The 24,017-nt window shown below is 59.0% G+C and carries 25 protein-coding genes and 2 pseudogenes; 14 read left to right on the top strand and 13 right to left on the bottom strand.

The window, feature by feature from the left end; translation table 11 throughout:
- Nucleotide 1: 1 nt before the first annotated feature.
- The 3 genes from AC1DPR_RS21625 to AC1DPR_RS21615 are packed head-to-tail and all read right to left on the bottom strand — an operon-like array spanning nucleotide 2 to nucleotide 5,215.
- Nucleotides 2-3,055 (bottom strand): efflux RND transporter permease subunit, encoded by a 3,054-nt coding sequence (locus tag AC1DPR_RS21625; protein WP_477817136.1) that lies wholly within the window; start codon nucleotides 3,053-3,055, stop codon nucleotides 2-4.
- Nucleotides 3,052-4,149, bottom strand: coding sequence for an efflux RND transporter periplasmic adaptor subunit (locus AC1DPR_RS21620; RefSeq protein ID WP_477817135.1), 1,098 nt, complete (start codon nucleotides 4,147-4,149; stop codon nucleotides 3,052-3,054). The genes AC1DPR_RS21625 and AC1DPR_RS21620 overlap by 4 nt, the downstream gene beginning before the upstream one ends.
- Before the next feature lies 1 nt (nucleotide 4,150).
- Nucleotides 4,151-5,215, bottom strand: a complete 1,065-nt coding sequence (locus AC1DPR_RS21615; protein ID WP_477817134.1) for an efflux RND transporter periplasmic adaptor subunit — start codon at nucleotides 5,213-5,215, stop codon at nucleotides 4,151-4,153.
- Between the two features lie 171 nt (nucleotides 5,216-5,386).
- Here AC1DPR_RS21615 and AC1DPR_RS21610 point away from each other — a divergent pair, with 171 nt between their 5' ends.
- The 3 genes and pseudogenes from AC1DPR_RS21610 to AC1DPR_RS21600 all read left to right on the top strand — a co-directional run.
- Nucleotides 5,387-6,073, top strand: a complete 687-nt coding sequence (locus AC1DPR_RS21610) for a TetR/AcrR family transcriptional regulator (protein ID WP_112665524.1) — start codon at nucleotides 5,387-5,389, stop codon at nucleotides 6,071-6,073.
- A gap of 78 nt (nucleotides 6,074-6,151) precedes the next feature.
- On the top strand, nucleotides 6,152-6,670 hold the full coding sequence (locus AC1DPR_RS21605) for a hypothetical protein (protein WP_477817133.1): 519 nt from the start codon (nucleotides 6,152-6,154) through the stop codon (nucleotides 6,668-6,670).
- Nucleotides 6,671-6,776: 106 nt separating this feature from the next.
- A pseudogene (locus AC1DPR_RS21600) lies at nucleotides 6,777-6,984 on the top strand (PLP-dependent transferase); the annotation flags it as partial.
- A gap of 286 nt (nucleotides 6,985-7,270) precedes the next feature.
- On the opposite strand, the pseudogene AC1DPR_RS21595 reads toward AC1DPR_RS21600, so the two are convergent.
- Nucleotides 7,271-7,429: pseudogene (locus AC1DPR_RS21595) on the bottom strand (helix-turn-helix domain-containing protein); the annotation flags it as partial.
- Between the two features lie 73 nt (nucleotides 7,430-7,502).
- Nucleotides 7,503-7,706, bottom strand: a complete 204-nt coding sequence (locus AC1DPR_RS21590; RefSeq protein ID WP_018859573.1) for a cold-shock protein — start codon at nucleotides 7,704-7,706, stop codon at nucleotides 7,503-7,505.
- Between the two features lie 140 nt (nucleotides 7,707-7,846).
- On the opposite strand from AC1DPR_RS21590, the gene AC1DPR_RS21585 reads away from it, so the two are divergent.
- The 3 genes from AC1DPR_RS21585 to AC1DPR_RS21575 all read left to right on the top strand — a co-directional run bounded on the left by AC1DPR_RS21585 (nucleotide 7,847) and on the right by AC1DPR_RS21575 (nucleotide 10,819).
- Nucleotides 7,847-7,975, top strand: a complete 129-nt coding sequence (locus AC1DPR_RS21585; protein WP_477817132.1) for a hypothetical protein — start codon at nucleotides 7,847-7,849, stop codon at nucleotides 7,973-7,975.
- Between the two features lie 238 nt (nucleotides 7,976-8,213).
- On the top strand, nucleotides 8,214-9,572 hold the full coding sequence (locus tag AC1DPR_RS21580; RefSeq protein WP_477817131.1) for a phenylacetate--CoA ligase family protein: 1,359 nt from the start codon (nucleotides 8,214-8,216) through the stop codon (nucleotides 9,570-9,572).
- 335 nt (nucleotides 9,573-9,907) lie between these two features.
- A complete protein-coding gene (locus tag AC1DPR_RS21575; RefSeq protein ID WP_477817130.1) occupies nucleotides 9,908-10,819 on the top strand; it encodes an acetamidase/formamidase family protein in 912 nt (303 codons plus the stop codon).
- Between the two features lie 181 nt (nucleotides 10,820-11,000).
- On the opposite strand, the gene AC1DPR_RS21570 is transcribed toward AC1DPR_RS21575, so the two are convergent.
- On the bottom strand, nucleotides 11,001-12,170 hold the full coding sequence (locus AC1DPR_RS21570; RefSeq protein WP_477817129.1) for a trans-sulfuration enzyme family protein: 1,170 nt from the start codon (nucleotides 12,168-12,170) through the stop codon (nucleotides 11,001-11,003).
- Nucleotides 12,171-12,275: 105 nt separating this feature from the next.
- On the opposite strand from AC1DPR_RS21570, the gene AC1DPR_RS21565 reads away from it, so the two are divergent.
- Nucleotides 12,276-13,163 (top strand): LysR substrate-binding domain-containing protein, encoded by an 888-nt coding sequence (locus AC1DPR_RS21565; RefSeq protein ID WP_477817128.1) that lies wholly within the window; start codon nucleotides 12,276-12,278, stop codon nucleotides 13,161-13,163.
- A gap of 993 nt (nucleotides 13,164-14,156) precedes the next feature.
- Complete coding sequence (locus AC1DPR_RS21560; RefSeq protein WP_477817127.1) at nucleotides 14,157-14,387, top strand: DUF6894 family protein; 231 nt, start codon at nucleotides 14,157-14,159, stop codon at nucleotides 14,385-14,387.
- Between the two features lie 24 nt (nucleotides 14,388-14,411).
- On the opposite strand, the gene AC1DPR_RS21555 is transcribed toward AC1DPR_RS21560, so the two are convergent.
- On the bottom strand, nucleotides 14,412-15,140 hold the full coding sequence (locus AC1DPR_RS21555; RefSeq protein ID WP_477817126.1) for a Crp/Fnr family transcriptional regulator: 729 nt from the start codon (nucleotides 15,138-15,140) through the stop codon (nucleotides 14,412-14,414).
- A 119-nt stretch (nucleotides 15,141-15,259) separates the two neighbouring features.
- Here AC1DPR_RS21555 and AC1DPR_RS21550 point away from each other — a divergent pair, with 119 nt between their 5' ends.
- The 3 genes from AC1DPR_RS21550 (at nucleotide 15,260) to AC1DPR_RS21540 (ending at nucleotide 16,623) form a co-directional block, all read left to right on the top strand.
- Nucleotides 15,260-15,664 carry a response regulator gene (locus tag AC1DPR_RS21550; protein WP_477817125.1) on the top strand — a complete coding sequence of 135 codons (405 nt, stop codon included), beginning with the start codon at nucleotides 15,260-15,262 and terminating at the stop codon, nucleotides 15,662-15,664.
- A gap of 103 nt (nucleotides 15,665-15,767) precedes the next feature.
- Entirely contained in the window at nucleotides 15,768-16,001 is a 234-nt protein-coding gene (locus tag AC1DPR_RS21545; protein ID WP_477817124.1) for a hypothetical protein, read from the top strand.
- A 487-nt stretch (nucleotides 16,002-16,488) separates the two neighbouring features.
- Nucleotides 16,489-16,623 (top strand): hypothetical protein, encoded by a 135-nt coding sequence (locus AC1DPR_RS21540; RefSeq protein WP_477817123.1) that lies wholly within the window; start codon nucleotides 16,489-16,491, stop codon nucleotides 16,621-16,623.
- 276 nt (nucleotides 16,624-16,899) lie between these two features.
- On the opposite strand, the gene AC1DPR_RS21535 is transcribed toward AC1DPR_RS21540, so the two are convergent.
- Nucleotides 16,900-17,805 carry a LysR family transcriptional regulator gene (locus AC1DPR_RS21535; RefSeq protein WP_477817122.1) on the bottom strand — a complete coding sequence of 302 codons (906 nt, stop codon included), beginning with the start codon at nucleotides 17,803-17,805 and terminating at the stop codon, nucleotides 16,900-16,902.
- 105 nt (nucleotides 17,806-17,910) lie between these two features.
- Here AC1DPR_RS21535 and AC1DPR_RS21530 point away from each other — a divergent pair, with 105 nt between their 5' ends.
- The gene (locus AC1DPR_RS21530; protein WP_477817121.1) at nucleotides 17,911-19,029 is read left to right on the top strand and encodes a Gfo/Idh/MocA family protein; all 1,119 of its coding nucleotides are present in this window, start codon (nucleotides 17,911-17,913) and stop codon (nucleotides 19,027-19,029) included.
- Between the two features lie 147 nt (nucleotides 19,030-19,176).
- On the opposite strand, the gene AC1DPR_RS21525 is transcribed toward AC1DPR_RS21530, so the two are convergent.
- Both AC1DPR_RS21525 and AC1DPR_RS21520 read right to left on the bottom strand, forming a co-directional pair.
- On the bottom strand, nucleotides 19,177-19,539 hold the full coding sequence (locus AC1DPR_RS21525; RefSeq protein ID WP_018859586.1) for a response regulator: 363 nt from the start codon (nucleotides 19,537-19,539) through the stop codon (nucleotides 19,177-19,179).
- On the bottom strand, nucleotides 19,536-21,221 hold the full coding sequence (locus AC1DPR_RS21520; protein ID WP_477817120.1) for a cache domain-containing protein: 1,686 nt from the start codon (nucleotides 21,219-21,221) through the stop codon (nucleotides 19,536-19,538). Before AC1DPR_RS21520 ends, AC1DPR_RS21525 begins: the two co-directional genes overlap by 4 nt.
- A gap of 150 nt (nucleotides 21,222-21,371) precedes the next feature.
- Here AC1DPR_RS21520 and AC1DPR_RS21515 point away from each other — a divergent pair, with 150 nt between their 5' ends.
- On the top strand, nucleotides 21,372-21,584 hold the full coding sequence (locus AC1DPR_RS21515) for a hypothetical protein (protein WP_477817153.1): 213 nt from the start codon (nucleotides 21,372-21,374) through the stop codon (nucleotides 21,582-21,584).
- 274 nt (nucleotides 21,585-21,858) lie between these two features.
- Here the strand turns inward: AC1DPR_RS21515 and AC1DPR_RS21510 are convergent, their stop codons facing one another.
- The 3 genes from AC1DPR_RS21510 to AC1DPR_RS21500 form a co-directional block, all read right to left on the bottom strand.
- The gene (locus AC1DPR_RS21510; RefSeq protein ID WP_477817119.1) at nucleotides 21,859-22,080 is read right to left on the bottom strand and encodes an SDR family NAD(P)-dependent oxidoreductase; all 222 of its coding nucleotides are present in this window, start codon (nucleotides 22,078-22,080) and stop codon (nucleotides 21,859-21,861) included.
- Between the two features lie 9 nt (nucleotides 22,081-22,089).
- The gene (locus AC1DPR_RS21505) at nucleotides 22,090-22,527 is read right to left on the bottom strand and encodes a Rossmann-fold NAD(P)-binding domain-containing protein (RefSeq protein WP_477817118.1); all 438 of its coding nucleotides are present in this window, start codon (nucleotides 22,525-22,527) and stop codon (nucleotides 22,090-22,092) included.
- A 797-nt stretch (nucleotides 22,528-23,324) separates the two neighbouring features.
- Entirely contained in the window at nucleotides 23,325-23,519 is a 195-nt protein-coding gene (locus AC1DPR_RS21500; protein ID WP_477817117.1) for a hypothetical protein, read from the bottom strand.
- Between the two features lie 292 nt (nucleotides 23,520-23,811).
- Here AC1DPR_RS21500 and AC1DPR_RS21495 point away from each other — a divergent pair, with 292 nt between their 5' ends.
- Nucleotides 23,812-24,000: a hypothetical protein gene (locus AC1DPR_RS21495; protein ID WP_018859592.1), complete on the top strand. Its 189-nt coding sequence runs from the start codon at nucleotides 23,812-23,814 to the stop codon at nucleotides 23,998-24,000.
- The last annotated feature ends 17 nt before the right edge of the window (nucleotides 24,001-24,017 follow it).

Raw genomic sequence — 24,017 nt, 5'->3', positions numbered from 1 at the left:
CTCAGTTCTGCCCCACTTCGCGAGGAATACGGAACCAGGCGACGTAGAGCGCCGGCAGGAAGAGAAGCGTCAGCGCGGTGCCGACGACGATGCCGCCCATCATCGCGTAGGCCATTGGTCCCCAGAATATCTCGTGCGAGATCGGAATCAGGGCGAGCGTCGCGGCCGCGGCAGTGAGCATGATCGGTCGCATGCGATGCTCGGTCGCCTCCACCACCGCCTTCCATGGCGACATTCCCTCCGCTCGCAACTCCTCGATCTGCACGATCAGGATGACGGAGTTGCGGATGAGGATTCCGACGAGCGCCAGGACGCCCAGCAGTGCGACGAATCCTAGAGGCGAGTTGCTGGCGAGCAGCGCCACGACGACGCCGATGAGGGCCAGCGGCGCCACCGAGAAGACCAGCAACAGCCTGTGGAAGCTCTGGAGTTGGATCATCAGCAGCGTCGCCATGATGACGAACATGGCAGGTGCCACCTTGGCGATCGGGCCCTGCGACTTGGCGCTTTCCTCGACCGCGCCGCCGACTTGGACAGAACACCCGGCCGGCAGCGTCTTTTCGAAGGCCGCGACCTTATCGGAGAGCGCCTTCACGACCGTCGCCGGCTGCGTCGCGTCGCCGATGCCGGCCTTGATCGTGATGGTCGGAACTCTGTCGCGCCGCCAGATCGTCGGCTGTTCGAGTTCGTAGTGGAAGGTCGCCACCGAGGACAGCGGCACGGCCTGGCCACTGCTGCTCTGCAGTTGCAGGTCAAGCAGGGTATCGATCGAGCCCCTCTCCTTTTCTGCGGCACGGCCGACGACATCGACCAGATAGATGTCGTCGCGGACCTGCGTCAGCGCGCTTCCCTGGACGACGGTGTTGAGGGCCGTCGCGATATCCTGGGAGGAGACGCCAAGCTGTCGGGCCTTGTCCTGCAGCACGTCGATCTTCACGACGCGCGCCGGCTCGTTCCAGTTGAAGGCGAGGTTTCTAAGCGAGGGATGAGTGCCGACGATCGTGCCGAGCTTCTGTGCCAGGTCGCGCACCGTCTGCAGGTTCTCGCCGGACACGCGATACTGGATCGGCTTGCCGACCGGAGGTCCGATGTCGAGAAGCTTCACGTAGGCGTCCGTTCCCGGAAAGGTCTTCTGAAGATAAGTTTCCATCTCCCGCTTCAGCTTGTCGCGAACGTCGAGATCCTTGGTGACGATGACCGTCTGGCCGATGGACACGTCTGCCGGCTGCACGTCGAAGGAAAGAAGGAAACGCGGCGCACCCCTCCCGACGTATGTCGACCAATGTTCGACGTCAGGGTTGCCGGCCAGCATCTTATGTTCGAACTGACCCATCTGGCGGCTCGTCTCGGCGATCGAACTGTTCTGCGGCAGGCTCCAGTCGACGATCAGTTCCGGGCGGTCGGAGCTTGGGAAGAACTGCTGCTGCACCATCGACAGACCGACGACCGAACCAGCAAAGAGCAAGACCGTCGCGACGATGGTGATCCAGCGCCAGCGCAGGCAGAACTGCAGCAAGGCCGAGAACGCCTTCGCAAAGCGGCCCTTATGCTCGGCATGCTTCTTCATGGTCTTCGGCAGGATGGTCACGCCGATCAGGGGCGTGAACAACACCGCGACCACCCATGAAACGACCAAGGAAACCGCGATGACGACGAAAAGCGTGAAGGTGAACTCGCCCGCGCTGCTCTTGTTGAAGGCGACGGGAATGAAGCTCGCCACGGTGACCAGCGTGCCGGTCAGCATCGGGAACGCCGTGGACGTGAAGACGTAGGTCGCAGCGCTCCTGAGGCTGTCGCCCGCTTCCAGCCGCGCGACCATCATCTCGACGGCGATCATGGCGTCGTCGACGAGAAGACCCAGCGCGATGATCAGCGCTCCGAGCGAGATACGCTGCAGCGAAACGCCGGTGTAGAGCATCACCAGGAAGGTAATGGCGAGCACCAGCGGGATCGTGACCGCCACCACCATCCCCGCTCTCATCCCGAGGCTGATGAAGCTGATGGCGAGCACGATCGCGACGGCTTCGAACAGGGCCTTGGTGAAGCCGCCGACGGCCTCCTCAACCACCTTCGGCTGATCGGAGACCTTTTCCACGGAGACGCCGATCGGAAGCTCCTGGATGATGTTGCCCATCGTCTTTTCAAGGGATTCCCCGAAGGCGAGCAGGTTACCGCCGGTCTTCATGCCGATCGCCAAGCCGATGGCTGGCTTTCCGTTGAAGCGGAAGAGCGATGTCGGCGGATCGACGTAGCCGCGGGTGATCGTGGCGACGTCCGTTAGCGGGAAGAAGCGGTCGTTTACCCGGAGATTGATCCCGCGCAACGTCTCCTCGGAGATGAACCGTCCGCCGACCCGCAAGGCGACGCGCTCCGGCCCGGTTTCGACGAAGCCGGACTGGGTGACGGCGTTCTGCGCCTGCAGTGTGGCGATGATCGCGGCGCGGTCGATGCCCAGGGCGGCGATCTTGCGGGTGGAGAATTCCAGATAGATCACCTCGTCCTGAGCCCCGACGATGTCGACCTTGCCGACGTCGGGGATCTTGAGAATCTGCGTCCGGGCGTTCTCGGCGTAGTCGCGCAGTTCCCTCTGGCTGAGTCCCCTGTCGCCCGTGAAGGCGAAGATATTGCCGTACACGTCGCCGAACTGGTCATCGAAGAAGGGTCCGACAACACCCTGTGGAAACTCGTGCCTGATGTCATCGACCAGGTTGCGGACCCGCGACCAGGTGGGTTTCACGTCCCGTGCGTTGGTATCCGGCAGCAGGTCGACGAAGACGATCGTCTGGCCGGCGGTGGTGATGCTGCGGGTGTGTTCGAGGTTGTCGAGTTCCTGCAGCTTCTTTTCGATGCGGTCTGTGACCTGCTGCGTCACCTCAGTGGCCGAAGCACCGGGCCACTGTGCCTGGATCACCATCGTCTTGATGGTGAACGATGGATCCTCCTCGCGACCGAGGGCGAGATAGGCAAAGGCGCCCGCCACCGCGAACATGATCATGAAGTACCAGACGAGAGAGCGATGCTCGAGCGCCCAGTCCGAAAGGTTGAATTTTTTCACGGGCGTGGCTCCTGTGCGAGTTTCACTTTCTGTCCGTCGACAAGTTCATCTATCCCGGCAACGACGATCTCTTCCCCCTCCCGCAGGCCCGATAGAATCCTGACGGAACGGGCGTCCGGTGCCGGGCCATCCAGCTCCACCGCTCTCGCGGCGACCGTAGCCGTCGAGCGATCGACCACCCAGACTTGGTCGCCCCCGCCCTCGGCGTGGATGGCGGACACGGGTAGCGCGATCGCATTAGCGCTTTCATCGGCAAGCGGCGTCGTGGTCACCACGGCGCCGAGGCGGAAGATGTCGGGCGCCTGATCGATGGCGATCTTCAGCCGATAGGTGCGGGTGTTCGGATCGGCTTGGGGCGCGATCTCGCGCACGACGCCAGTGACCCGAATCCTGCTGTCGAGCTGGAGGGCCACGTTGAACCGGTCGTCCCGGCGTACGTCGCTAAACTGCGCCTCCGGAACGTCGACGACCACATCGCGTTGCTCGAGCCGTGCCAGCTTCAGGACCTGTTGGCCCGCCGACACGGTCTGGCCCATTTCTGCGGACGTGGCGGTGACGACGCCATCGAACTCGGCTCTCAGCTCGGAGTAGCCAAGTTGCTCATTCGCCTTGGCAAGGCTCGCCGTTGCTCTGGCAGCATTGGCGTTAGCTGACCGGAGCTGCTGTTCGGCAAGATCGTGATCAGAAATGCTGGCTGCATTGTTCTGGACGAGCCTTCGCTTGCGCGTTTCGGTCGTCGCCGCATTCTCGAGCTCCGCCTGGGCGTTGCGCAGATCGGCTTCGGCGCTCCTGACTGCGAGCTGCAGACTGAGAGGATCGATCTTCGCAAGGACATCGCCCTTGTGGACAAGGTCGCCGACATCGACGTTGCGAGACACCATCCGCCCGAGAGTCCGGAACGCCAGATCGGTCTCGATGCGGGCTCGCACGACGCCGGGCAAGCTTGGCGATTTGTCCTGTACAGCCGCAGCCATGACGACTTTGACAGGACGGGGGGTCGCCTGCACTCCTGCGGATGGGTCCTGATCGCAGCCTGCAAGCAGCGACACCGAAAGAAGAAACGGGAGAGAGGTGCATATGCGATAGAGGTCCATCTCACTTGCCTTCCCAGGCGACTGCCTGGCCTTCCTTGAGGAACTTTCCGCCTTCGATGACGATCAGATCATGCGTGGCGACGCCTTGGGTGACGACGAAATCGCTCTGGCGGTATCGGCCGATCGATATCTTGCGGAGCGAAACGGAATGGTTTTGGGTATTGACCAGCCACACGGCGGGTTCGCCTTCTGCTGATGCAATCGCGGTGTAGGGCAGCACGATCCCGTCGCGCTGCGTGGCCCGCAGCTTGCCCACCACGGGCGTGCCGAGCGGCCATCGCGCTGCCTCCTGCAGACCGACCTTGATCCGAATCGTGCCGTTCTTCCCGTCGATCACGGGAGAAACTTCGCGTATGCCGGCGTGCACATTGCGCGCGGCATCGGAGACTGACGCGACCTCGACGTCGTTCAGCGGTCGTCCGTCGAGGAAGAACGCCTCGAAGACGTCGAAGACCGCATCCCGCGGTCCGTCATGGGCGAGTGTGAAGGCCGACTGCGCTGCTGATACGACCTGCCCGGCTTCGACGCCGCGCGCCGTGATGATGCCGTCGGTATCGGCTTTCAACTCGGTGTAGGATAGCGCATCCTTGGCCGTCGCAAGCGCGGCCTCCGCGGCTTCGAGGGAAGCCTGCGCGCTCAGCAGCTCCTTCTGCGCATTGTCAAAGACCGCCCGCGGAATCGCCTGCGACTGCAGGAGCGACCTCGCCCGGTTGTAGGCGAGCGTCCTCTCTGCAAGGACGGCCTGGGCCGACCCGCGAGCAGCTTGGGCGACGCTGACGTCCGCCTGTTGTTCCGTGTCGTTGAGCCGCGCAAGGACGTCGCCCGCCCTGACATGCGATCCCACCTCCACCCTTCTCTCGAGAACCCTACCGCTGATACGAAAGGAGAGCTCGGTCTGGATCCGTGCCTTCACCTCGCCGGTGACTTCCGCGCCCTGTTGATACTGAGCCGCCGACGCCGCAATGATGCGGACCTGCTGCTGCGGTGGCACCACGTCAGCTTTGTCCTCGCAGGCAGCAAGAACTGCGCAGGCGAGACCAATTCCCATCAATCGAAAGGACTGCATTTTTGCTCCGGTACGATTTGAGTCCACGAGAGGAGCCAGGATGTCCGGCAACTCCAGTTTTCGGGACATGCCCGATGTTGACAGTGACCACTTAAGGTACAGAGTGGGCAATGTCAACATTGTCAACAAAAAAAGTTGACAGGAGCAACTTGCAAATCTAAATGAACGAATATGGCCAAAGACATTTCCACCAAAGAACTGCGCCCATATCATCACGGCGACCTTCATAGGGCGATCGTCGAGGCCGCACTGGACGTCCTTAGCGAATCCCAGAGCACGGAGTTTTCGCTTCGGGAGCTCGCTCGTCGCGCAGGTGTCAGTCACAACGCCCCCTACAAGCACTTCGCCGACAAGCGCGAATTGCTGGCCGCCGTCTCGGCAGTTGGGTTTGAACTGCTGGCAAAGCGCATGGCCGAAGCGACAAGCGAGCTCGACAGTCCTCGTCAGAGGCTCGCAGCCATGGCGCGCGCATATGTCTGCGGCGGCGTCGGCAATCCGGCGCTCTACAGATTGATGTTCGGCGGCTTTCTCGGCGGACAGGACGAAAGCCGTCCGGTGATCGAACGAACCGCGGCTCACGCCATGAAAGCCCTCATAGTGAGCGCGATCTCCGACGGTGCTCTCGGGCGCCGGATTGCAGACACTGAGCCAACCACCCGCACGATCGATGGGGCCATCCTCGTTTTCTGGTCCCAGATGCACGGTCTGACCCTGCTGCTGGTCGATCGCCTCGTCGGTCCCGGCGACAAGATGGAGGAGCTGACCGAGAACGTCTTGCAGGGAATGCTCGAAGGGCTCGTGAACAACATTCCCACCGTGCCGGACGGAGTCTGGGTAGGGCCCCCGCTAGCGGGCTAGAAGCGTCGACGACGAACCTGCTTGAGAGCGGCCTCGTCATCCTTCCTTGGCCGTGATCGACCGAATAGGAGAAATCTCATGGAGGCTTACATCTCTGCCCTGACGGGCCTTGCCGGGGTCGCAATCGGCGGTCTGGCCTCTTTCGCCACCGCCTGGATGACGCATCGGTCACAGGTGAGAGAAAAGCATCGCGAGGCGGAGGTCGCCAAGCGCGAGAGGCTGTTTTCGGATTTCATCGCCGAAGCCACGAGGCTCTATGGTGATGCATTGAGTCATCAGAAGGACGACGTCTCCGATCTCGTTCTGCTTTATGCACTGGTCGCTCAGATGCGTCTGATCTCGTCCCGAACAGTTATAGATGCCGCGGAGCTGGCAATGGAAAGGATTGTAGATACCTATCTGACGCCCAATCGCTCACTCTCCGAGATGCGCGACCTCGCGCATTCAGGAGCGATGAATTTTCTTTTCGATTTTGGCGAGGCTTGCCGCGCAGAGTTGGCGAGCGGGCGTGCAGCCGCCTGCGCTGCAGGATTCAAGGAAGCTCGTCGGCGAGAAGAAACCCCGCATTCCACCCCGTCACTTTCACCAGCTCGTTGACGCTCCAGGGGGCCCATCTGTACAGGTATGTCAAATGCTAGGAAGACTCACGGCGATGCTCGAAGATCTCTGTCACGAAGTGGTAGATGTCGCCGGACGGCTTCGAGTCTCACCTGCTCTCAATGTGCTCAAGACATTTGCGATAGGGGCATCTTGGGGCGGAACACGCAGTCGCGCCCATGCCCGTCAAGGCCCACCGGACGGTGCGGAGGTGGGATGCAGACGATCTCGTCTTGCGCATAAGCGTTGGCCTTGAAGATCATCAGGACCTTGTCGATGATATCGAAGCGCTTCTCGCCGAGATTTCCAGATGACTGCAGCTCCCCACCCTGAGCCACGTGGCCGGGCCCCTGCTCGCACGAGCCGTCGGCATGCGCGATCTATCCCGGCGGGTTCGGATGAAGTTCGTCTTGGCGGACGGTCGAAACGCGCCATGAATTCGAGCACCAACGGTGCCAGCCCCTGCTCCGCAGCCGTTGCATCCGCGTTGATCCGCAACGCTCCGGAGAGCTTGGAAGTGAATTCGCCCAGTTCGTCCGCGGCGTCGGCGATCTCAACAAGTGCCGGGCGGAGTCTGGCGAAGAAACGCTTACCTGCGTCGGTGAGCGATACGTTGCGGGTCGAGCGATGGAAGAGCTGCACATTGAGGCGGCTCTCCAAGCTCGCGAAACTGTGGCTGAGAGCGGAAGAACTGAGGCCCCTGCGTCGAGCGGCCGCGCGGAATCCGCTGTACTCAGCAACCGCTGCGAAGGCCGCCAGCGTGAGCTTCGGTCGAAACTATCCTCCATGAAACCCGCGCGATCGCGGGCTTCATGGAACGTCGGCCGATCAATTAGACTACCGAAACGTTCTCAGCCTTGGATTTGCCGGTCTTGCGGTCCTGTCCGACCTCATAGCTGACCTTGTCGCCTTCACGCAGAGAACTGCCGCGTACCAATGCGGAGACGTGAACGAACACGTCCTGGCCGCCATTGTCGGGAGTGATGAACCCGAAGCCCTTGTCGTCGTTGAAGAATTTTACCGTTCCAGTCGCCATGTAAACCTATTTCCGTGTGGTTCTGCGGATTCGCAATACAAACCTATCGTGAGCGAGACTGCTCATCAATCGCAAACGCCCCGTTTTTTAGCACTTGAGGACGGCCGCGTGGAAAATAACTTCGGTCACGAATGGCGACTATGCAGACGCTTGACCGCATTCTAGGGGAATGGTTGCAGGCGTCCCTCCAAACAGTGCCGAAGCAACAAGCAAAAGCCAAGACACTCGTCGATTGGTTCGAATTCGGGGTGCGCGGCGAGGATGACTGAGGAATGGGTTATTGCAGTCAGGCTTTGCGTCGACGCGATAAGGTGCACATGGAAGCGCGCATAGCGACCTTCTCCGGGGCTACGGGAGATGCCGCCTGCAGGCGGGCGTCCGGGCTAAGCTACTTACCCCACATGCCACCAATTTCCATGCTACAATGATTTTCAACGTGAGAACGGTCTAAGCCCTAAATAAGAGAGCTGTGCTTTTGCGATGTCGCCGATTCAACAGCCTTCCACATTGGACGCGGATATTCTCCGAGGGCATTCGGCAAAGATTGTCAGTCGCTGTACTTGGCCAAGGGAACGATTGCTTTCGCTTCAGAGCGAGCGGCTGAAAGCCACACTGCGACATGCAGCGGCGGCGTCTCAATATTACCGAGAATTTATCGGCGACCTCGTTGCCCGCAAGGCTCCGCTCGAGGAGTTTCCCGTTCTCACCAAGCGTCTGCTGATGCAAAACTTCGATCGGATCGTCACGGACGGGCGTTTGAGCCGGAAACTCGTTGAGGACCACCTGGGTGGAGACGATCCTGGCTCTCCGTTGCTCGGGGAGTATCGGGTGGCGGCCACAGGGGGTACGACCGGAGAGAAAGGCCTAGCGGTCTTCGACGGACCTGCCTGGCTTGACGCGATCGGCAACACGCTGCGATTTCAAAAAATAGTCGGCATCGACGAGACAACTAAAAGCATAGCGATCTTCGCATCGTCTGCCGTCCACATTTCCCATCGCATTGGAACCGAGCTACGCGCCTTCCGGCCACCTGCGCCCAAGTTAAATGTCCTGATGCGAATTGAAGATATCGTGGAGACCCTCAACAACCACCAACCTGAGGTCATTTCCACCTACCCTTCGTTCGTTCGCGTGCTGGCAAAACAGGAGGCTGCCGGTTGCCTTCGGATAATGCCAAGGCTTGTGCGAACTAGCGCAGAGACACTGACAATAGACGTCAGGGAGATTGTCACGGCAGCGTGGGGAGCTACCGTCGCTAATAGCTACACATGTACCGAAGCGGGAGCGATGGGCCACGAATGTCTCCTCGCATCCGGGCTTCATTTGGCGGAAGATGCCTTCCTGTTCGAAGTGGTGAATGCAGACAATCGCCGGGTTCCGAACGGTACCGCCGGGGCGAAGCTCCTTGTGACGACCCTAACCAATCGGGCGCTGCCACTAATTCGATACGAAATCTCAGACATCGTGACGTTGGCCACGGAACCCTGCAGATGCGGCCTGCCCTTTTGGCGCATTGCCTCCATCGACGGGCGTCGGGAAGAGGTCCTTCAATTCGTGGGCCGTGTGGGCGAAACGATCGAAGTTCATGCGCATCGTCTCCGTTCACTGCTAACTGGCGCTAAAGGTGTCCGGCAATTCCAGTTTCGCCAGCTGCTCGATGGTCTCGAGATTACAATCTCAGTGTTTCCGGAATTCGACCGCGCAACCGTTGCTTCCGAGGTGGAGATGGCAGTGCGCTCAACTCTGGAGGCAGTTGGCGCGAGACCCAAACGCGTTGCGGTTCGCACGGTTGATCTGATCGCACGCTCAGGTTCTGGAGCGAAGGAAAAGCTGGTGATCCGAGAAAACGAACCTGGAAAACAGTAGCCCCATTTCATCAACGGAAAACATGAGGACGAACCTGCCTTTGGTCGAGGCCTTTGGATATCAAAGCGTGTAGCCCAAACGAACTCAGCTCCGCTGTTGGCCGCGCTGTTTCCGGCGCATCGTGACGCTCTCGCTGATCAGGCCCGTATTCGCTCTGGGCATTCCAGCGCTCAGTGGCAATATGTCCATTTACCCCCTCTTGTTCCTCTGGTCGGCCCACGTTTCGCGTGAGCTCGCTGTTGCTCGCCTTGACAGTTCCCGCTGGCAAATGTGTGTCTCGCGTTACAGAGTGGTCCAACGCAGACTCGCCTGCCCTCAAAAAAGCGGACACATCGATGACAACGCATCGCTTCACCCCAACTTCCTACCACAACGTCATCGGAACTATGCCGGCCGCCCTTCGGATTGCCGACGGCGACACTGTCGTCACATGGACGATCGATGCTGCCGGGTATGATTGCGAAGGCGTACAGCGCGCATCCGGACCAAATCCAATGAACGGTCCAATCTTCATTGAAGGGGCAGAGCCGGGGGACGCGCTCAAGGTAGAGATTTTGAAAATGGTGCCTACGCGGGATTCCGGCTTCACGCGCAGTGTTCTAGCAGGCAACGTGGTCGATCCAGAGACCGTACGAGACCTACCCAGGCCGGAAAAAACACTGTGGACGATTGATCGTGAGAATTCCGCTATTCGCCTGTCCGAGCCGGTCAGCGGACTTCATGGTCTTACCCTGCCCGTCGACCCGATGATTGGGTGTTTCGGTGTCGCTCCGAGCTTGGGACAGGCGATCTCGACTGCGACGAGTGGCGAGTATGGCGGCAACATGGACTATCGCCGGTTTGGTCCAGGTTCTACTGTTTGGTTTCCGGTCTTCGTTTCGGGCGCATTGTTCTTCCTCGGCGACTGCCACGCTATCCAAGGCGACGGCGAAATTGTCGGGACCGGGGTCGAGACGACGTTCGAGATCACAGTACGCTTGTCGGTGGATAAGAAGCGGCGCATTTCATGGCCCCGCGCAGAGACGGCCGATGACATCATGACAGTTGGCAACGCGCGGCCACTCGATCAGGCGCTACAGCACGCGACGACGGAGATGCTTGATTTGCTGAAAACAGATTATGGTCTGACAAAGGTTGCCGCTAGCCACCTGCTTGGCCAAGTCGTTCGCTATGACGTTGGCAATGTGTTCGACCCTGCATTTACTGTTGCCTGCAGGGTAGCAAAGAAGTGGCTGCCAGTTCGCTGAATTGCTTTTGGCTGTGACTAACGAAGCTCGCTGAGTAGCGATCGGGTGAGACGGCTTTCTGCATCCGATGCTGTAGGGTCGGCATTACCGGCCAATTAGGTCGAAAGGTGCAAGCACAATGCACCCTGCTGGCCTCTGGGTAAAGTCTTGCCGCCAGCGACCCGAATGACGTGTCCGATTGTTACGCTCTCGCGGATATCTCTGCGAGCAGTGCCTCGATGTCGGCTTGGAGGTCTTGGGCATCCTCCAAGCCGACGCTGAGTCTAAGAACCAGGTCATCTCCGCTCCACGCCGTGGCGGAGCGACTGGCTTTAACAGGCATCGGCGCGGCCAAGCTCCTCGTGCCGCCCCAGGAAGCGCCAATGGCGAAGGTCTTGAGCACGTCGAGCGCCGGGACGACATGCTGCGCCACACCTGGCTTGAACACAACGCTGAACACCCCGCTTGCTCCGAGAAAATCTCGCTTCCAGATGCTGTGGCCAGGATGGCTCGGCAGGGCGGGATGCAGCACCCGATCGACCACATCGGCTCTTTCGATGATGTCGATGAGCTGCATCGCACCGCTAAAAGCGTGGCGCATCCGGACGCCCAATGTCTCGAAACCGCGCAGCACCAACGAGGCATCATCGGGTGAGACCCCGATCCCAAATCTGCCAAGAGTAGACCGGATCGGAGCAACAAGGCTCTCGTCTTTGACGCTCAGCGACCCCATCAAAAGATCGGAGTGGCCGGAGACATATTTCGTCAGCGCCTCCGTCACGATGTCGACTCCAAGTGTCAGAGGTTTGTAGTTCAGTGGCGTCGCCCAGGTATTGTCGCAGGCAACCAGCGATCCATGCCGATGGGCGATCTCCGAAATGGCTGGCAGGTCCTGGACTTCCATCGTGGTAGAACCGGGGGACTCGCACCAGACGATCTTCGTCCGGTCATCGATCAACCGATCCAAGTCGTCGATGTTGACCGGATCATAATAGGCGACCTCGATGCCGAACCGGGCGAGATCGGTATTCGCGAAGTCACGCACAGGAGGGTATGCGGTATCGGCAATAAGGACTTTGTCGCCGGAGGTGAGAAATGGGAGCATTGCAATGGCGTTTGCTGCCTGTCCGGAAGGGACGAGAAACGTCCTGACGCCATGCTCAAGCGCCGTCAGTTTGGCTTCGAGTGCTCTGGTGGTTGGGGTGCCATAAAGGCCGTAGCTGTAGCCATCCGGTCCACGCTTGCCACGGCTTGCATATGCTTCGGCGTTTTCAAACACGATTGTCGATGCCCGATGGACGGCCACGCCAAACGATGCAAATCCGTCCGTGTTGACATCAGGTGTGAGGACACACTGCGTGAGGTCGTTCATTCCACTACTCCCTGCTGTCTCTCGTTTGATGAGCGATTACAGCATTGACTGGCCCATTCCGTCCAATACTAAGATCGACGTGCGCTATTCGTCAGGGTTATGGTTATGAACATTCGACAGGTCGAGATTTTCCACGCCGTTATGACCAATGGTACGGCCTCGCGGGCGGCCGACGTCCTGCGGATTTCCCAACCCGCCGTCAGCAAGACCATTCAGGAGCTTGAACGGGAATTCGGTTTTCTCCTGTTCCATCGCGTCAAGGGTAGAATGACGCCCACGTCTGAGGGTCGCCTCTTCTTCCGGGAGGTGGAGCAATCTCTTTCCGGTCTTATCCATTTGCGTAGCGCCGCCGCCCGAATTCGCGATTTCGGCTCCGGCGAGATCAAGGTCGCCAGCCTCTCGGCTCTCAGCACGAACATTGTCCCGAAAGCGCTTCGTGGCTTCCAGCAGCGGCATCCTAACGTTGCCATCACGTTTCAGGCGCAGATGTCGTCGGTGGTCAAGGACTTGATCGCGGGAGGCCAGTTCGATGTCGGACTGGCCGCCGACGAGATCGATATTGCTGGGGTGGAGGCAACGCCGTTTTCTCGCTTCCGGGCAGCAATCGCACTGCCAAGCGACCATCCGCTCGGAAGGAAGGAAATCATCGAGCCCACCGACCTGGATGGTCAGCCATTCATTGCCCTCGCGCCCGAGGACACCACCAGGCGGCAGTTGGATACGATCCTGTTGCAGGCGAATGCACAGCCGAAGGTGGTTTTAGAGACGCCCTATTCGACGACGATATGTGCGATGGTTCAGGCAGGACTGGGTGTCGGCCTCGTGAACCCCCTGACAGCGGAGCCGTATGTAGGAAAGGGCCTGACGCTAAGGCCTTTTCGTCAGGGAGTGTTTTTCAGGACGCTTTTACTGCTACCGCCTAACCGTCGGCCAGCGCTTATCGTCTGCGACTTCATTGAGGAGCTAACGGCGTTCTCGAAATTTGAGGACTGAATTGACCCGCGTTTTCCCGATCTGCACGTCCATATCATTAGCCTCTACCGCCACCCCGAATGCCCTTTCTAAAGGCGCATGCCTTGCACTGGTTTCATGAATTGACCGGAGACCACCGATGAGTTGCTCTCTGAACTCGCAGAAACGACTGTGCACGCGAAAGCCGCCTGACGATAACGACGCGTGCGTTGCCGTTAGAAGATGGCAACCACGCCATCGGGTGTAGCTGTCAAATTTGTTTGCGAACGCGGAGAGAGTACTTCATTGTCCTCGATGGTTGTGTTTGCCCCTTCGAAACGAGTTCTCGCCTGAACTATAACCAACCATTTTCTTAACATTCGTGAGCTGTTGGGCGGTTGAGGGGAGCACAAATCTGATAGAATCCATGGCGGTGGCCATCGCCTCCGAGTTCCCGTCTTCCTTAAACCTTCTTATTACTGAGGATGCCCGATTAAGCGTGTTTCGAAGATCGTCGATAACGCTCTCTGCGCATACTGAGACAACCGCGCGTTCCAAGGCGGTGGCAATTCTAACGTTTTTGCGGGCTCGACGACTTGCCAAAGGCAACCTCCAATCGCACCACATTAGCTTTCTCTTATATTAATAGGTGTCCCCCACTGGAGACAATATTCTCCATGCGAGCGAACAGTAGCATCCACAAGATACTTCGCCGAAAATGCCCTCAGCCGCCTTCGCTGCTCCGGCCTCGTCCCTGGAATTCGTTCAATTTGACTGCCGTCGGGTTGTGAGAGGACTGGCTGGCCACGGCTACCCGCTGGACCCCTTGAAGGAACGCGAGCCACTAGYCGACCGGCTGGCAAACCGCCAATCGCGGTCACGCCGTCCGCTAAGAGTATCTGTATCGACTTAACCTTTTTAGTGGCTAAGCCCGCACGAAGGTGACTAAGTAGATCATCATCGGCATCCTTTTTGGCCAGTCCGTGACAGAGAGATTCTATGGGCTCCCGCCAAATTGCAGGGAGAACCGCTATCATGGCGCAGTATTACTTTCACGTTATGAATGGCCAAGCCGTTATGGACGATGTGGGAATGAATTTGGCGAACATGGAACTAGTTCGCACGGAAGCGATCCGAGCGGCCGGGCAAATGCTCAGCGACGGCGACCACTCGTGGAAAGGCCAACAGTGGCAGATGATAGTAACCGATGCATCTAACACAATCGTCTTTGGCGTGAGCTTCTCGGTGGATCGCCACGGTCTCTAGGGCTTTGCTGCAGAACCCGCACGCTCAAGCACCCTCAGGGGATGGCCATTGAAGGTGAAGGTACGCGGGATCAAAGCCCGAGTATTCCTTTAAGCGATGCACGTCGCGGATGACAATGCGGTTGTCTTTCATCGTTACCAGACCAGCCTCGCGGAGTTCCTTCAGGCTTCTGTTCACGTGGACAACGGACAACCCCATGGTGTCGCTAAGCTCCGTCTGGGTGATAGGAAGTTCGAAAGAGCCGTCGGACACCAGGCCCACCGCGTTCATCCGAACATGCAGTTCACAGAAAAGATGAGATATGCGATGCGGAGCCGAGCGCTGCCCGAGGTTCACGAGCCACTCCCGCAGCGTGGCCTCGTCGACCAGCGAGCACATCCACAGTGCACGCGTAAGAGTGGGCCGTCGGTCTGTCAGCTCTATGATGCTGCTTGGAGGTAGCTGAACGACCTGGCATGCGCTCAGAGTTGCGACGCTGTGGTCCATCGTCTTTAGAAGGGCGACCTGGAAATCGCAGAAGTCCCCGGGGATCAAGTAGGCGAAAATTTGCCTTCGTCCCTCTGGCGTGAGCTTGTAACGCATAGCAAAGCCTTCGAGGATGAGATGTACATTGTCGGGTTTGTCGCCTTCTCTGATCAGATCGTGGTCGGCGTTGACATAGTCCGTCCTGCTGGTTAGCGAAAGCAGCCATGCGCGGTCGTCGTCGTCCAGGCGTTCAAAGGCACTGAGCTTGCGGATGAACGCGTTCGGCACGGCGCACTACGTCCTCTCTGGATATGCTCGTGGCAGGGCGGTGGCGCTGCCAACGCGCATTCAAAAATACGCCGGTTATTAACCTATGTGAACGCACAGTAGTCAAACGAGTACTAAACTTGCGGACCATGGAACAGCTAAAAACCAGGTCCGGTCTTCTTCTGGAGGACGAGCCAATTATTGCGATGGATGTAGAATACTGGCTACGAGACGCCGGTTTCGAGATCGCAGGTTCTTTTTGCTCATACGTCAACGCATTGGAATGGCTGAAATCCGAGGAAGCCAACGCTGATATCGGAGTACTCGACATCGTCCTCCGGGACCGAGATTGTCTTTCGGTCGCCCAAATCCTTCAGGAGCGTGGTATCCCGTTCATTGTAGATGCGGCAGGTACCAATGATCCTGACTTTCACAATCCCGTGTTCGCAAATAGCAAGTGGCTTTCAAAGCCAAGCGATCCGGTTGATGTGGTCACTACTCTAAAAACTCTGCTCACACAGCGCCAGGCCCTGACGTCAGCTTAGATATCTCGATGGCAGCTTTGTTCCCCCAGTCATTGCGAAACGAGAAGTTCCGGAGTGGCACAGATATTTTGTTTAACTACCTTAAGTTGAAAAGGAGAGCCCGATGACAACACTCAATCCCGAGGAGTTTCAACTGCTGTCTAGAGCTGTTGTTCTTTGGTATCGCCATTACAATGTATCTCCAGTCGAGCACCGCTCTGCGATGCTCTGCCGAGAAGCAGTCGACCTGTTTCGAGCTGGGTACGACACTTCCGAGGAAATTGCCGACGTCCTTATCGACAGATACGGAGAGGGTGATTTTCATCGCCTCGTAAGGCCAAGCCTCATTTTCAACTAATCGGACGTTTGGCCTTGAATTTCTTGCTTCTCCTGAGCTTGAGCCAACGGTGTTGCACGCGGTGGTATTAATACAGTGGTTTGCGCTTGATGAGGCTGTAGAACAGGCAAGTCTGCCGGGACTGAAAGAGTTGCTGGCAAACTCGGGCGACAAGGCGGACACACAGCGTAAATGCAAGTTCTTCAGTGAAGGCGCATTGTTATGAGAGCTGTCGGCATGTCCGATGACCGCATTGGCCCCAAAAAGAAACGTCGTGTCCCAGCCTTCACAAAAACGCCGGCCTCAGCCGCTTAACCCCTCATTCGAGGGAAATAGCAATCCCGTGGCCAAGGGATACTGTCGGCAATCGCACTCGTTGCCGTGGGCCCAGCCGGGTCAGAGACCCTTTTCGTGAGCATGGCCCTCACGAGAATACTGGCCTTCCTTGTTCAGGAACTTGTCGGCTATGCCGCGGCTATCGCAACGGGGCTAGGTCATCGGCAGGGTGATGAGCGGCATCGTGACAGGTATTCTTGCAGCGCAATCAGTCGCCGGTGTCGTTGCTGACCTCGGCGGCTGGCGAGCCGTGTCTGCGCTGCTCACCCTGTTGATGGTCGGCTTCGTCTTATGGACGCTGCCTTGACAGCCCGTCGGGGAGTATCAGAGGGCTAACATGGTCTTTTTTACTCTGTCGGCAGCGCGATCGGGGCTGCAGCGACTACTCGGGCTTATGCCCACTACGGTTGGTCGGGCGTTTCCCTGTTGGGAGCAGCTTTCAGCGCGAGTGCGCTTGCGTTATGGGCGGCCAGGTGGGCGGGTAGTATTACCTCTTTGGTTGGACGCGGCGATGAGGTCTTTCGCCCGCCAGCGGTCATTAACATTCGCCCGCATACTCTTGAAACACTGTGCAGTCGTTGCGTTATCGACGCCCGTCTCGATCGCCCTCGCTGGATGACAATCGAAGAGCTAGATCCGGATTCCCGGAGACGGCGTCCACCACGAAGTCCATCACGGCGCGTACCGCAGGAGTTTTGCGTAGGTCGCTGTGAACCAACAGCCATATGTCGCGTGCGAAGTATGGGGCGCGCTCGTCAATCCGAACGAGATCAGGGTCGCGTTCCCCGATAAAACAAGGCAGACCGGCAACTCCCACCCCAGCCCGCACCGCGACTAAGTGCTCGCTCGAGTAGGTCAGTTCGCAAACGACCGAGCGCCCGTTTGCAATGCCGAGCAGCCACGATTGTGCCGGCGAATCAGCAAAAGCCTGGTCCCAGGTTATGAACTCCCACCGTTCGGGTGTGGCGAGGTGCGCATAGGATCGGTGTGCATAGAGGCCGAACGCCATTACACCGATCTTCCGAGTCACGCTGCTCGTTTCATCCGGCCTGATGAACCGTACAGCGACATCCGCCTCGCGACGACTGAGGGAAACCCGATGCGCTTCCGCGGAAAGCGAGAGCCGAATATTGGGATACTCCTCCCTGAACCGCGCGAGACGCTCGGTCAGCAGATGTGTGGCGAGCACTGGCGGGGCGCTGAGCGTGATCCGGCCAGCAAGCGGGGCATGAGCGGCTTTCGCCAAACGGGCGATGCCATCAGCCGCGGCTTCCATCTCCACGGCCCGCTCCAATACCTGCCTGCCTAGGACGGTGAGACGGCAGGATCGTGGCATGCGATCCACCAGCTTCACGTCGAGCGCAGTCTCCAGCGCGGCAAGCCGCCGGCTCACTGTCGCATGGTCTACTTTTATTTCGCGAGCCGCGCCGGACAGCGTACCGCTCTGAGCAACGGCAAGGAAATGCCGTACGTCTTCCCAATCGACCATCTGTGCAAAATCTCCAGGATCACCCGCACATATACCGAATTTTCGCAGCGAGCGCATCCATGCACTGTTGGGGCATTAGAAATCAATTAACGGAGATAGAACACCATGACAGGACAACGGCTCAAGATTGGCATCATTGGCGTGCAACCTGGAAGAAGCTGGGCTGCGCGTGCTCACATCCCCGCCTTGCGCGCCCTTTCCGACACGTTTGACATCGTCGGGATTGCCAATTCCACGGCGGCAAGTAGTCAAGCCGCCGCAGCCGAGATCGGGGTCGCGAAAGCCTTCGACGGCGTTGCCGATTTGATCGTTGCTCCCGAGGTTGAAATCGTCACTGTGGCGGTGAAGGTACCGCCGCACTTCGAGATGGTGAAAGCTGCGATCGAAGCCGGCAAACACGTGTACTGCGAATGGCCGCTCGGCAACGGCTTGGCCGAGGCGCGAGAAATGGCTTCGCTCGCCAAGGCAAAAGGAGTCCTGGGCGTGGTCGGAACTCAGGCGCGCGTCGCGCCGGAGATCGAGTATTTGAGACATCTGATCGCCGACGGCTTTGTCGGCGAGGTGCTGTCGATCACTTTGGTCGCGCGGGGCGGCTCGGCACTGGGCGGAGGCAGTATTCCCGACCGGAAGACCTACGGATATCTGCTGGATCGCGCCAATGGCGCAACCCTGCTGACGATCCCCGTCGGGCATACGCTGGCGGCGTTAAGGGATGTCGTAGGCAACCTCGCTGAAGTGTCTGCAGTAATGGCGACACGCCGACCCACGGCGACGGCAGTCGATACCGGGGAAATGCTGCCTGTATCGGCACCCGACCAGGTGCTGGTAAGCGGGGTCTTGGCCAGCGGCGCTCCCATCTCCATACATTACCGCGGCGGCGCGCCGCGCGACGACGACGGATTGTTTTGGGAAATCCACGGGACGGAAGGCGATATACGGGTTTCAGGCTCCTCTGGTCATACGCAAATGGTGCGGCTTTCCCTCATGGGTGCACGCGAAGGAGAGACGGAGTTCCGTCCATTGGAGGTTCCCGCCCAACACCGCCCCGGCTGGCCGGAGGACGTGGAGGCTGGGAATGTCGCACGTCTCTACGCCAGAATGGCCGAGGATCTCCGGCACGGCACTCGTACCGCGCCAAGCTTCGAGGACGCGGTCGAAGTGCATCGCGTTATTGAGGCCATCGAAAGTGCAGCCGAAAGCGGGCGTCGCGTCGTGCTGACCTGATGGAAAATCCGAGAGACAGATCGGGAACTGGTTGTCGGAAGCGCGTAGCTCATCTGGCAGCAAGCAGAATGACCGCGATCGCGGAGGAGACCAGGACACGATTTCATGATCGTTTCCCTGTCAGCGGACCGTGGCTAAGCGGTTCGTTCAGGCCACCATCCTTGTCAGGGCCTCAGTCATCGTGCGGGCGTCATATGGCTTCGCAATGAAGACCCCACCTGCCGGGATCTGGTCCGCCGAAGGTTGCCGTTTTCCAGAGACGATCACAATCTTGATCGGCGGCCATCTGTCACGGACAGCAGCAGCGAACACCAAGCCGTCCATGCTGCCGGGCATGTCGATGTCGGTCAGGACGATCACGATGTCATCAGTGTTTTCGAGGAGGAGAATGGCATCGTCGGCATTGCTTGCTTCAAGCGCCTCAAATCCGCCGTCCTCGACGACATCAACCGTCATCATCATGATGAGCGGTTCGTCCTCGACGATCAGTACCTTCGCCTTGTTTCTCACGTGCCCTGCTCCGCTACCCCATCCGCCGAAACTTGCGAAAGGGAGTCTGGTTCCCCGGCGGCGAACGAAAGTTCGAAGACCAATCCCTCGGAGAGATAGTCCGACCGGGAGACTGATCGCGCTTTCGACGGGAAGGCTCGCTCGATCAGAACTGAACCGAAACCCTTTCGGGCAGGCGCGTCGACAGCGGGACCGCCGCTCTCGGTCCAAGTGAGGTCCAGACGTTCGCGCTCCTTGCGCCAGACGATCGAGACCTTCCCCGTCTCGCTGGAGAGGCTTCCGTATTTGGTGGCGTTAGTTGCCAACTCGTGCACCACGAGCGACAGCGGTAGCGCGAGATCCGCGGGAAGGACGACGTCCGGTCCATCGACGCGAATTCGTTCGCAACCACCGTCAAGATGGGCTTCCATTGCGGCCGCAATGACTTCACGCACCGACGACGACGTTGTCTCCTTGGACAGCAGTAGGTCATAGGTCCGAGCGAGCGCCGTCACGCGCTCCGAGAATGAGTGATAGCGTTCTGGTTCGACCTTCGAGAACGTCTGCCTGGATATCGCCTGCACGAGCGTGAAGCCGTTCTTGACGCGGTGCGTGAGCTCCCTCATCAACAGAGCACGCTCGTCCACTCCCCGCTCGGTTTCAAGCCGGCGACGGTCAAGTTCATCCAGCAATCCGTCGAGCGTCGCCCCGACTGCGGACAGCTCGTCAGGCCCTCTCATGCCGGTTCGTGCCTTCGTCTCGCCGTTGCGCCATCGGTCCATTGTCGCCGCGATGCGTTCAATCGGCGCAAGCAGGAACCTATTGCCAATCAAGAACGCGGCGAGAAACGCAAGCAGCACTCCCCCGACAATGCCAAGCGCGCTTGCGAGTGTCGACCTGTTAATCTGATCGAAGGCCTCCTTCTTTGAGAAGCCTGCACTGACATAAAGCGGGCTACCCGGCAGAGCGATCGGGCGGTATCCGAGGATCCGCTCGGTACCATCCTGGCTCGTGACATCGATGACGCCAGGCTCGTCGGCATGAATGAGCGACTGGAATTCATCTGGAATGACGGTGCCGACGAACCGTTCGGGAAACGGCACCCGCGCAAGGATCGTCCCCTTTCCATCAGCTATCGCCACGGCATTGCCGGGGGAGACGCCGCGCTCGGTGATCCTGTTCTGAAGCCAGTCCAGCCGGACGCCGGTGACCACGACCCCCTTCAGATTGTCACCTTCCATCAACGGCATTGCGATCGGCAACACGGCCGTATCCGAGATCCTGCTCATCGTGTACGTGCCAACGACCGTCTGCCGAGAAACGATGACGCCCTTGAAATAGTCTCGGTCTGCGAACGTCGTTCCGGCCTTTATCGGCTGACTGCCGCAGATCGGGCTTCCCTTCGGATCGAGGACGAAGATCGTTCTGACGTTCGGAACGTTTTCCGCCACCGACTTCAGGCTCTCGCTGCAGCTTGCGGCGTCGAGGTGACGAACGGCGGGCATGGCGGAGACAGAGACGAGCATGGCGCGGACGCCTTCGATGATCCGCTCGACCTCCGACGAAGCCTCACGAGCGGCTTGCGCGGCGTTCGCTCTAACCTCCTCGTTTCGCTGCGCACGAAGCGCGAACTCGTTGTACACGAGCATCGCGACAACAGGAGCGAGGGCCGCCGCTGCGACCCCTACAAGCTTCAGCTTCATGTGGCCCCCATACACTCCAGACTAAGGTCGTAGCATGGCCGCGAAACCTTGGCTATCCGGTGAGTTTTGTCCCGCAACGCTCGGATCTGGCGGAACAAACTGGTGTCGCAATCATTTTCACCGCCAGAAAATATAAGGGAGCTGGGAAAGATGCATTCAGATCGTCATTTTGAACGCCGGCGAGCGTTGCGTGGCAACGCGTACACGCTCGAGGAGTTTCAAAGCCGATACGGCCTGCATCAGGACGTGGCCGAGAGTCTGTTTTATCGCTTCGGCCCATCATCGATCGAACTGGACATTTTGATGGCCGCGAAGAAGCGCGTGCCGTCGATCCACGTGATTACGCAGGAAATGGGACGGTAGGTACGACGCCGACACCTCCGTGCGATTGTCCGACTGAGGTGCATCTTCCTCAGAAGTCGGTGGAGCCCGAGACCTCTCGCCACCGCTTGATGATGTCGGCATCGCTAAGATGCTTCGCCTTCATCGCGGCAACAGTGTCGCTGCCGAACGGCATGCGGACGGGCGGTTGAGCGACGTCGGAGAAGGCCAGGACCTGCTGGGCGAACGTTTAGGGGTCGCCGGGCTGATTGTGGTTCAGCAACGACGCGCGCTCGCGAACCGCGCGGCGGTCTCATCATAGTCGCGGATCCGATTGGTGCTCGACGCCAATGAGCTGCGATCGAGGAAGTCCGTCCGGAAGGTAGCCGGGTTCGATCACGGTCATATGGATTCCACGCGGTTCCAGTTCCGCATGGAGGGCCTCAGAAAGTCCTTCGACTGCTAACTTCGCGGAGCAGTAGAGCCCGAAGGCCCAAGTCGGTCTCGGACTGTCAAAGGTGGAACTTCTGCGAGACATCCCTTTAGTTCAGGAAAGATCGGGGTGTCGCGAAATTCGGATCCAAGGACACCCAAGCTCAGGTCTTTTATCGCGGTTGGAGTGCCGCGGGCCTTCAACCTCAATGGTGGACCCTGTATACGCGCCCGCTCTGCACGCCTTCAATGCGGCGTCTATAGGCCATTGCGACGCGAGTTCCCGAGATGCTTTCATACCGGGAAAGAACGGACCAAAGCGGTCCATCGATTCCGTTAGCATCGTCGGGCTTACTTCATTGATACGGATGCCTCGGGAAAAATCGCAGGCGGCGGCAGGGACGAACCCTTCAATCCCGGCGTTGGAGGTTGCGGCGTTAGAGCCTTGAGCAATCGGATCGTCAACAGCGATGCCGGAGGTCAGCGTGATCGACCCTACGTCGTTCGCGCCCTGTCCATATTGTGCGTCGACAGGATCGACGACCGCTCCCAAAGCTTACTCGTTTCATTGGCATTTGCTCGCGCATGTCAGGGAGGAGGCAACTAGCTAATTTCGTGTCGGGTCGATCTGAAGTACGCAATTGGCGGAAAGAGGTCTCTCGCTGATGACTGCTATCAGGCCCAAAGCGCGACCCGATAGCGGGCACGAATCCCGACAGTTCTTAGGCTAGGCAGTCAGCCTATCGTTGAGCAGCGGCAGCGTCCAAGAGGCCCCTCGCATCTTTGCCGTGGTAATCGCGCTTGAAGGCGGCGATTTCCTGCTTTTTCGGTATCGTTATCACGACAAAGCGCTTATCAGGCTCCGGTCCTTCATCAATCGCGAGGTCGACGCTGGCGCGGATATGTCCAGTCATAGCAGTGTTGACAATTCGAACCTCCATTAAGCCTTGACCACTGGGCAGCGGGCTGGTCTCCCGCAATGGCCGGCGAATTGGCACACGAGGCCCTGCCTATCCGGCTTCGCACTCGACCGCGAAGGCCGCATCAAGATCGCCGCCCCTGTACGGCGTCATAGGGTCCTCTCGCGCCCCCATTGGAGTGTTCCGCGCATGAAACAGACCGACGACCGGAGCATCGTCATCTATAATTTCGGTGGCTTCCGGTTTAGGACCGGTATTCGCCAGCGAAGCTTACGCTGACGCGCATCTGCTGGAGCAGCAGCCGTTGACTAAGGACAACCTTATCGACGACGCGATCGACGACACCTAAGCGAATGGTAGCGGGTTCGGCCACACGGAAGCGTTCAAGGGCTCGCTCCGACCGCCGCCCGGCCGTCTACATCGTGTAGGTTTAATTGGCGCGAACCTCGGTATCAGGCCCATGATTTGCATATGAAGGGGCCGACCGGCTCGGAAAACGACGGCCACGCTCCGCAGCAGCCCTTTCGAGCAGCATCGCGAAATCGCCCAGCTTCACACCGTCGGCGCGCAGCATCTGACGGATCAGCGGATCAGTCAAAACTTGAGACATAGTAAGGTCGAGCATTGCAAGTTCCTCCTATTTTGGAATGGACCTACCACTCTACCTTGAAGGTCAGATGTCGCTGGGGGGGCGAAAACAAGGCAGGCAACTAGAGCAAAACTCCGCCGGATGCTCCGGCCGGAAATTCAACTCGCCACGCCACTTTGATCATCACGGCCAATTCTTCGATGGGAAAGGAGCCCCGGAGCAACGTGGACGGAAAAAACGGCGGCCGAGTTGGCGCTGGCTATCACCCTCAGGAACGAACCCGCTGCCGAACCGTTGTGCTTACCCACAGATATTTGGAGAAAGTGAAATGGGTATCGAGCAAGCTACCACAAGCAAGGGTCGGGATGCCGCGCGCGGACTGAGAAAAAACGCAGCAAAAGAGGAGAAGAAGGTAGAAGCTCAAAAAGGTTCGGACCTCGCTAAAGGTGCCGATCGTTTTGAGGAGCGGTCGAAAAGCTCTGACGGCAAGAGTGCCGGGAAAAAGCAGGGGCTTTAGCCGTAGTTTTGAAACCA

The sequence above is a fragment of the Rhizobium sp. 01T417 genome, from assembly GCF_056398905.1.
This window is presented reverse-complemented; position numbering and strand designations above follow the sequence as displayed.

Bases quoted from the DNA above. Each gene is read 5' to 3' on its own strand.
- AC1DPR_RS21560 (WP_477817127.1), top strand. From the start codon at position 14,157: ATGGCGCAGTATTACTTTCACGTTATGAATGGCCAAGCCGTTATGGAC.
- AC1DPR_RS21620 (WP_477817135.1), bottom strand. From the start codon at position 4,149: ATGGACCTCTATCGCATATGCACCTCTCTCCCGTTTCTTCTTTCGGTG.
- AC1DPR_RS21615 (WP_477817134.1), bottom strand. From the start codon at position 5,215: ATGCAGTCCTTTCGATTGATGGGAATTGGTCTCGCCTGCGCAGTTCTT.
- AC1DPR_RS21585 (WP_477817132.1), top strand. From the start codon at position 7,847: ATGCAGACGCTTGACCGCATTCTAGGGGAATGGTTGCAGGCGTCCCTC.
- AC1DPR_RS21575 (WP_477817130.1), top strand. From the start codon at position 9,908: ATGACAACGCATCGCTTCACCCCAACTTCCTACCACAACGTCATCGGA.
- AC1DPR_RS21510 (WP_477817119.1), bottom strand. From the start codon at position 22,080: ATGTCTCGCAGAAGTTCCACCTTTGACAGTCCGAGACCGACTTGGGCC.
- AC1DPR_RS21515 (WP_477817153.1), top strand. From the start codon at position 21,372: ATGCATTCAGATCGTCATTTTGAACGCCGGCGAGCGTTGCGTGGCAAC.
- AC1DPR_RS21605 (WP_477817133.1), top strand. From the start codon at position 6,152: ATGGAGGCTTACATCTCTGCCCTGACGGGCCTTGCCGGGGTCGCAATC.
- AC1DPR_RS21540 (WP_477817123.1), top strand. From the start codon at position 16,489: ATGAGCGGCATCGTGACAGGTATTCTTGCAGCGCAATCAGTCGCCGGT.
- AC1DPR_RS21570 (WP_477817129.1), bottom strand. From the start codon at position 12,170: ATGAACGACCTCACGCAGTGTGTCCTCACACCTGATGTCAACACGGAC.
- AC1DPR_RS21495 (WP_018859592.1), top strand. From the start codon at position 23,812: ATGGGTATCGAGCAAGCTACCACAAGCAAGGGTCGGGATGCCGCGCGC.
- AC1DPR_RS21535 (WP_477817122.1), bottom strand. From the start codon at position 17,805: ATGGTCGATTGGGAAGACGTACGGCATTTCCTTGCCGTTGCTCAGAGC.
- AC1DPR_RS21520 (WP_477817120.1), bottom strand. From the start codon at position 21,221: ATGAAGCTGAAGCTTGTAGGGGTCGCAGCGGCGGCCCTCGCTCCTGTT.
- AC1DPR_RS21610 (WP_112665524.1), top strand. From the start codon at position 5,387: ATGGCCAAAGACATTTCCACCAAAGAACTGCGCCCATATCATCACGGC.
- AC1DPR_RS21545 (WP_477817124.1), top strand. From the start codon at position 15,768: ATGACAACACTCAATCCCGAGGAGTTTCAACTGCTGTCTAGAGCTGTT.
- AC1DPR_RS21500 (WP_477817117.1), bottom strand. From the start codon at position 23,519: ATGCTCGACCTTACTATGTCTCAAGTTTTGACTGATCCGCTGATCCGT.
- AC1DPR_RS21530 (WP_477817121.1), top strand. From the start codon at position 17,911: ATGACAGGACAACGGCTCAAGATTGGCATCATTGGCGTGCAACCTGGA.
- AC1DPR_RS21565 (WP_477817128.1), top strand. From the start codon at position 12,276: ATGAACATTCGACAGGTCGAGATTTTCCACGCCGTTATGACCAATGGT.
- AC1DPR_RS21590 (WP_018859573.1), bottom strand. From the start codon at position 7,706: ATGGCGACTGGAACGGTAAAATTCTTCAACGACGACAAGGGCTTCGGG.